The following is a 7,077-nucleotide window of genomic DNA, read 5'->3' on the forward strand; positions in this document are numbered from 1 at the left end:
CCGCCACCGCCTACTCCTTCCAGGTCACCGCCACCAACAGCGCCGGCGAGTCCGCCCGCTCCACCGCCGTCACCGCGACCACGACCGGCGGCACCACGCAGCCGCCGGCCACCCCGACCGGCCTCACCGTCGGCACCCCCACCGCCAGCAGCGTCGCCCTCACCTGGGGCGCCGTGACCGGCGCCACCGGCTACGCCGTCTACCGCGACGGCACGAAGGTCGCGACCACCACGACCCCGTCCACGACCGTCACCGGGCTGACCGCCGCCACCGCCTACTCCTTCCAGGTCACCGCCACCAACAGCGCCGGCGAGTCCGCCCGCTCCACCGCCGTCACCGTCACGACGGCCAGCGGCGGCGGCGCCGGGGGCGACCTCCCGCCGCACGCGCTCGTGGGCTACCTGCACGCGTCGTTCGCCAACGGCTCGGGCTACACCCGCATGGCGGACGTCCCGGACTCGTGGGACGTCATCAACCTCGCGTTCGGCGAGCCGACGTCCGTCACGTCCGGGGACATCCGGTTCAGCCTGTGCCCGCAGGCCGAGTGCCCGAACGTCGAGTCGGTCGCGGAGTTCAAGGCCGCCGTCGCCGCGAAGCGTGCGGCGGGCAAGAAGGTGCTCCTGTCCATCGGCGGCCAGAACGGCCAGGTGCAGCTCACGACGACGGCCGCGCGCGACGCGTTCGTCACCTCCGTGAGCTCGATCATCGACACCTACGGGCTGGACGGGGTCGACATCGACTTCGAGGGCCACTCGCTGTACCTGAACACGGGCGACACGGACTTCCGCAGCCCGACCACGCCGGTGATCGTCAACCTCATCTCCGCGCTCAAGACGCTCGCGGCCCGCTACGGCGACGACTTCGTGCTGACCATGGCGCCGGAGACGTTCTTCGTCCAGAACGGCTACCAGTTCTACGGCTCGGGCCCGTGGGGCGGTCAGGACCCGCGGTGCGGCGCGTACCTCCCGGTCATCCACGCGCTGCGCGACGACCTGACGCTCCTGCACGTCCAGGACTACAACTCGGGCCCGATCATGGGGCTCGACGACCAGTACCACACCATGGGCGGCGCGGACTTCCACATCGCCATGACGGACATGCTGCTCACCGGCTTCCCGGTCGCGCGCGACACGTCCAAGGTGTTCCCCGCGCTGCGCCCGGACCAGGTCGCGATCGGCCTGCCGGCGAGCACGCACGCGGGCAACGGTCACACCGCGCCCGCCCAGGTCAACCAGGCCCTGGACTGCCTCACGAAGGGCACGGGCTGCGGGTCCTACCAGACCCACGGGCGCTGGCCCGCGTTGCGCGGCCTCATGACGTGGTCGATCAACTGGGACCGCTACAACGGCTGGGAGTTCTCCCGGAACTTCGACGCCTACTGGCCCTGACGAACCGCCCGTGACGAGCCGGCGTCCGGGGGCCGCGCCCCCGGACGCCGGCGGTCCGCCTCAGTCGTCCCAGCGCACGTCGTGCACGCGGTTCCACCCGATGCCCGCGGCGTCCCACCGGGGAGCCTGCCGCACGATCCGTGCCTCGAAGTCCTCGAAGTCGCGGTCGGCCTGGGCGGTCCACGCCACCTCGGCGAGCGCGGGCAGGCGGGGGAAGGTCATGTAGTCCACGTAGACGTCGACGTCGACGAACTCGTCGGTGCTCGTCGGCAGGTGCGTGAGGCTGTCCGGGTAGGAGCGGTCCGACCACAGCGGGGCCTCGACCCCGGCGACGCGTCCCGCGACGTCGACCTTCCGCTCCGGGTCGAGGGTCGACGTCAGCTCCGTCTCGGGGTCCCACGAGTACGCGCGCTCGAGATCGATCCGCGCGGCCCACTCGAGCCCGTACGGGGTGATGTCGTCGTACTTCATGTCGAGGTACGTGCGGTCCGCGGGCGACATGACCAGGTCGGCGCCCGCGGCGAGCGCCGCGCGCACCTCCCGGACGTCCGCGGTCTCCCGCTCGGTCCCGATGAGGCCCCGGTTGCGCTCGCCCACGCCCCAGTACTGGATCAGGCTGCCCTCCGGCAGGGTCGTGCCCTGTGCCCACTGGTGCCAGCCCACGACCGTGCGCCCGTGCCCCGCGACGATCTCGTTCGCCGCCGCGGTGTAGTTCTCGTACCAGCCCTCCGCGGGGCTGGGGGCCTCGTCCCCGCCCAGGTGCACGTACGGACCGGGGTTCTGCGCGACCACGGCGGCGAGGACGGTGTCGAGGTACCCCTGGACCGCCGGCATGTTCTCGTCGCTCGAGCAGATCATGGGGTTGTTGACCTCCGGCCCCCAGTACGGCTCGCCGGTCGTCCCGTCGCAGCGCAGCGACCCCAGGACGGACTGCGCGGCGAGCGTGTGCCCCGGCCCGTCGATCTCGGGGACGACGGTGACGAAGCGGTCGGCCGCGTACGCGACGATCTCCGCGTACTCCTCGGGCGTGTAGAACCACGGACCGCCGGTCCCCGGCGGCCAGCCCTCCTGCGTCTGCCCACCCACCTCGGTGAGCTCCGGCAGGCCGTCGACCGTGAGCCGCCAGCCCTGGTCGTCGGACAGGTGCAGGTGCAGCACGTTGAGGCGGTAGTCCGCGAGGTGGTCGACGAACCGCTGGACGTCCTCGACCGGGGCGAAGCGCCGCGCGACGTCGAGCATCGCGCCGCGGTACGCGTAGCGCGGCTCGTCCGCGATCTCGACCGCCGGCACCTCCCAGGCGACGCCGTCGACGGGGGCGGACGCCTCGACCTCGGGGGGCAGGAGCTGGAGCAGCGTGCGCGTGCCGCGGTACAGGCCTGCGGGCGTCGTGCTGGCGAGCACGACGCCGTCCTCCCCGGTCTCCAGGGTGTACGCCTCGGCCGCGGGGTCGTCGAGCGGGCCGTGCGGGTCCCAGGACTCGCCGCCCGGCTCGAGCCGGAGCACCACGGACGACGCCTCGTCGGCAGGCTCGTGTCCGGTGGCTCGGACGACCGGCTCGACCGGGAGGTCGAGCGCCGTGGGCGTCCGCAGCTCCTCGGCCAGCAGCTCGCCCACGCGGACCGCGCCCTCCTGCCCGACCGAACTGCCCGCCGCCGCGTCGACGACGACCCGGGTCGCGTCGTCGAGCACGAAGGGCGCGGCGTCCGAGACCTCGACCGACGCCGGGAGGGGGACGAGCCCGAGCTCCTGCGCGGTCGGCGCCCCTCCGGGAACGGACGTGCAGCCGGAGAGGGTCACGACCCCGCTCACCCCGATCACGGTGAGCACGCCGAGCGTGCGGCGCGTCGAGGGCGTGCCAGCGTTCATGAGGACCCCTGCCGAACTCGTCGCGCGGACGGCCGTCGTCCGCACCGCTGCCGACCCTAGCGCTCCCCCGCCGGCCTCCGCGAGGCCTTGCGCAGCGCCCCGCGGCGCCGTGTCAGGAGCCGCACCCCCGGCACGACCCGCGGCGCAGCGGGCGTCAGGCCGCCTGGACGAACTGCGTGACGGCGTCGGCCACGAGCTGGACCGCGATGGCCGCGAGCAGGAGTCCGGCGATGCGCGTGACGAGGATGGTCCCGGAGTCGCCGAGCACGCGGTTGATGACGTTCGCGAAGCGCATGGAGAGCCAGAGGCACACGTGCACCGCGACGACGCCGGCCACGATGGCGACCCACTCCGCGACGCCGCCCCCGCGCTCCCCCGCGCGCTGGACGAAGACCATGGTCGCGACGATGGCGCCCGGGCCCGCGAGCAGGGGGGTCCCGAGCGGCACGAGCGCGACGTTGACGCCCTTGTTGCCCGACGGCTGCGGCTCCTCCATCTTGCCCGTGAGGAGCTCCATCGCGACGAGGAGCAGCAGCAGGCCGCCCGCGGTCTGGAGCGCGGGCAGCGAGATGTGCATGTAGCTGAGGATCTGCTGGCCGAACGCCGCGAACGCCACGATCACGCCGAAGGCGACGAGGATGGCGGTGCGCGCCGCCTGGTTGCGCTGCTTGGCACCCATCGCGCTCGTCAGGCCCAGGAACACCGGCACGGTGCCGGGGGGGTCCATGATGACGAACAGGGTGACGAAGACCTCCGTGAAGAGCCGGACGTCGAAGAGCTCGTTCATCGTCCGATCATCGGATCACGTCCAACTGTCCCAGCTCCTCGATCTGCTCCAGCACGGTCCGTGCTGTCGTGTTCTCCCCGAGCCGGTTCGGTTTGCCGGCCCCGTGGTAGTCGCTCGACCCGGTGACGAACAGGCCCAGGGTGCGGGCCAGGTCCTCGAGCCGTGCGCGCTGACGCTCGTCGTGGTCGCGGTGGAACACCTCGAGCCCGGCGAGGCCCGCCGCGGTCATCTCCTCGATCACCGCGTCGGACACGACGCGCCCTCGACCGTCCGCGCCCGGGTGGGCGAAGACGGGGACGCCCCCCGCGGCACGGATCCCCCGCACCGCCGCGACGGCGTCGGGCGCGTAGTGGGGCACGTAGTACGGGGTGTCGGTGGCGAGGATCGTCGCGAACGCCGCCGAGCGGTCGGGCGAGAGCCCTGCCGCGACGAGCGCGTCCGCGATGTGCGGCCGCCCGATCGTCGTGCCCTCGACGGTCTGCGCGAGCACATCATCCCACGTGATCGGGTAGTCCTCGGCGATGAGGTCGACCATCCGGCGCGCCCGGCTCGTCCGCGCGTCGCGCGTGCGGTCGAGCTCCGCGAGGAGCGCCGCGTGCGCCGGGTCGTGCAGGTAGGAGAGCAGGTGCACGCTGATGCCGCCCGAGCGCGCCGAGATCTCCGCGCCGCGCACGAGGGCGACGCCGTGCCGCAGCGCGGCGTCCGTCGCCTGCGCCCAGCCGGCCGTCGTGTCGTGGTCCGTGAGCGCGACGACGTCGAGCCCGGCCGCGGCCGCGGCCCCGACGACCTCCCCCGGCGCGTCCGTGCCGTCCGACGCGGTCGAGTGGGTGTGGAGGTCGATGCGCACGGGACCCAGGATAGTGACGGGACACCGGGTCGGCGGCACGGGACCCCCACACGATGTGCACACGGGGCGCGGCCCCTCCCCACGGCCGTCCCAGGCTGGGGTGCCACAGTCGGGAGCGATGACCCTCACGACGCACGCCCCCGCCCCCGCCCCCACCACCCTCCGCACCCCGCCCGGCCACCGCACCGACGCGTCCGCCGACGGCTCGGAGCGCCCGCCCGCCGTCGTCTTCGTGCACGGCATGCGCACGTCCGGCGCGATCTGGGACCGCCAGGTGGAGCACGTGCGCGCGCTGGGGCACGACGCCGTCGCCGTGGACCTGCCCGCGCACGGCGCCCGCGCGCACGAGCGCTTCACGCTCGACCGGTCCTTCGAGGTGATCGACGAGGCCGCCGCCTCGTTCGGCCCGGACCGCCGGGTCGTCCTGGTCGGGCTCTCGCTCGGCGGCTACACGTCGCTCGCCTGGGCGGCCCGCCGCCCGACCCACCTCGCCGGCGTCGTCGCGGCGGCCTGCACGTCCGACCCCAAGGGCAAGCCCGTCGCGCTCTACCGCGACGTCGCGCGCCTCGTCGTCGCGGGCGGCGGCGCCGTCGGACGCGGCGCCCGCTGGGCGGCACGCACGAGCGCGGCCGCGTGGGGCACGATCGCCCGGGGCGGGCGCTCGCTCCCGGGCGGCGCGGCGTCGTCCTACGCGCTCGCCGGCCCGGCCGACGCGGGCTCGCCGACCCCGGCGGCGCCCGGCTGGCACGTCGTCACCGACGCCCTCACCCAGCTCGCGGGCCGCTCGTGGCTCGCCCACGTGCGCGACGTCGACGTCCCCGTGTGGCTCGTCAACGGCGCGCGCGACCACATGCGGCTCGACGAGCAGCGCTACCTCGCCGCGGCCGCGGACGCGGCGCTCGTCGTCGTGCCGCGCGCCGGTCACGACGTCAACAGCGAGGCCCCCGAGGCCTTCAACCGCGTGCTCGGGCGCGCGCTCGCGGACTTCGGCCGCGTGCGCGGTGCGAGACTGGGGGCATGACCGACGCCACCCCCGTCACGCCCGAGCCCACGTCCGAGACGCCCGACCGGGCCCCCGAGCACACCGGCGACGGCCAGGACCTGGCCGCGCGCGGGAGCAACCGCTCGCAGCGCCCCGACTCCGACGCGTTCAAGGCCTTCATCACGAGCGGATGGGCGCCGCGCGCGGAGCTCGACGTCGAGCCCCTCCCGGCCGCCCCGTACACCGTCGCCCGCCGCGCCGCGCTGTCCGCCCGGTTCCCGGGCGCACGCCTCGTGGTGCCTGCCGGCCCGCTGAAGACGCGCTCCAACGACACCGACTACCGGTTCCGCCCGCACTCGGCGTTCGCGCACCTCACGGGCTACGGCACGGACCAGGAGCCCGACGCGGTGCTCGTGCTGCACCCCGTGGAGCCCGGGACCGGCGACGGCGGCTCCGACCACCACGCCGTGCTCTACGTGCGCCCGCTCGCCGCGCGCGACACCGAGGAGTTCTACGCCGACTCGCGCTACGGCGAGTTCTGGGTGGGCGCGCGACCGTCGCTCGACGACGTCACGACCGCCACCGGTGTCGAGGCCCGCCACGTGGACGAGCTGCGCGACGCGCTCGCGAAGGACGTCGGCCCGGGCGGGCTGACGCTGCTCGTCGTCGCGGGCGCCGACGAGGCCGTCGAGGCGCTCGTCGAGGCGATCCGCGCCGAGGCCGGGCTGGACGACGTCGAGGCCGCCCAGGACGAGCAGCTCACCGAGGCCGAGTGGCTCGCGCGCGCGGAGGCCGCCTACCGGCGCACGGACGCCGCGCTCGTCGAGGCCGTCTCCGAGCTGCGGCTCGTCAAGGACGCGCACGAGGTCGAGCAGATGCGCGAGGCCGTCGCCGCGACGATCGCGGGCTTCGAGGAGGTCGTGCGGAACCTGCCGCGCGCCGTCGAGCACCGGCGCGGCGAGCGCGTCATCGAGTCGACGTTCGACGCGCACGCGCGCCTCGAGGGCAACACGGTCGGCTACGAGACGATCGCCGCGGCGGGCGAGCACGCCACGACGCTGCACTGGATCCGCAACGACGGCGTCGTGCGCACGGGCGAGCTCGTGCTGCTCGACGCGGGCGTCGAGGTCGACTCGCTCTACACGGCCGACGTGACGCGCACGCTGCCCGTCGACGGCGAGTTCACCGACGTCCAGCGCCGCGTGTA

General features: G+C 74.5%; 6 protein-coding genes. 3 read left to right on the forward strand and 3 right to left on the reverse strand.

Features of this window, described 5'->3' with window-relative positions:
• Positions 1-1,388, forward strand: a 1,388-nt coding sequence (locus FB00_RS20540; RefSeq protein ID WP_052877838.1) for a chitinase, incomplete at its 5' end; no start/stop codon positions are given.
• 60 nt (positions 1,389-1,448) lie between these two features.
• Here FB00_RS20540 and FB00_RS20545 read toward each other — a convergent pair.
• From FB00_RS20545 to FB00_RS20555, 3 genes are all read right to left on the reverse strand, one after another.
• A complete protein-coding gene (locus FB00_RS20545) occupies positions 1,449-3,254 on the reverse strand; it encodes a beta-N-acetylhexosaminidase (RefSeq protein WP_052877839.1) in 1,806 nt (601 codons plus the stop codon).
• Between the two features lie 154 nt (positions 3,255-3,408).
• On the reverse strand, positions 3,409-4,041 hold the full coding sequence (locus tag FB00_RS20550) for a MarC family protein (protein ID WP_047234782.1): 633 nt from the start codon (positions 4,039-4,041) through the stop codon (positions 3,409-3,411).
• Positions 4,042-4,048: 7 nt separating this feature from the next.
• Complete coding sequence (locus FB00_RS20555) at positions 4,049-4,888, reverse strand: PHP domain-containing protein (protein WP_047234783.1); 840 nt, start codon at positions 4,886-4,888, stop codon at positions 4,049-4,051.
• 118 nt (positions 4,889-5,006) lie between these two features.
• Here FB00_RS20555 and FB00_RS20560 point away from each other — a divergent pair, with 118 nt between their 5' ends.
• Both FB00_RS20560 and FB00_RS20565 read left to right on the forward strand, forming a co-directional pair.
• Positions 5,007-5,909: an alpha/beta fold hydrolase gene (locus FB00_RS20560; RefSeq protein WP_082141573.1), complete on the forward strand. Its 903-nt coding sequence runs from the start codon at positions 5,007-5,009 to the stop codon at positions 5,907-5,909.
• Positions 5,906-7,077: aminopeptidase P family protein (locus FB00_RS20565; RefSeq protein ID WP_047234784.1), on the forward strand; the 1,172-nt coding region annotated here is incomplete at its 3' end. The genes FB00_RS20560 and FB00_RS20565, both read left to right, overlap by 4 nt.

This window comes from Cellulosimicrobium funkei, assembly GCF_001019615.1.
In the GTDB taxonomy this organism is placed as follows: Bacteria; Actinomycetota; Actinomycetes; order Actinomycetales; family Cellulomonadaceae; genus Cellulosimicrobium; species Cellulosimicrobium cellulans_E.